This window comes from Pseudomonas sp. FSL R10-1339, from assembly GCF_009600545.1.
GTDB lineage: Bacteria > Pseudomonadota > Gammaproteobacteria > Pseudomonadales > Pseudomonadaceae > Aquipseudomonas > Aquipseudomonas bubulae.
The window spans coordinates 1-249 of the sequence record NZ_WIVQ01000334.1; the positions used below are offsets into that span (position 1 = coordinate 1).

Sequence of the window (249 nt, forward strand, 5' to 3'; positions counted from 1 at the left end):
GTAGTTCAGTCGGTTAGAATACCGGCCTGTCACGCCGGGGGTCGCGGGTTCGAGTCCCGTCCGCTGCGCCATATTTGTACAAATCAGGTTCGCCTGGTTTGCGATTGAAAAGCACCGAAGCTCTTCAGTCACAGGTTTTAAAAGTTTCAAACGGACGCAAGTCCGAGCGATACGCAGCGGTAGTTCAGTCGGTTAGAATACCGGCCTGTCACGCCGGGGGTCGCGGGTTCGAGTCCCGTCCGCTGCGCC

The 249-nt window shown here is 57.8% G+C and carries 1 tRNA gene; it reads left to right on the top strand.

What is annotated here, in order from left to right:
* Positions 1–173: 173 nt before the first annotated feature.
* A tRNA-Asp gene (locus tag GHO03_RS24960) sits at positions 174–247 on the top strand.
* The last annotated feature ends 2 nt before the right edge of the window (positions 248–249 follow it).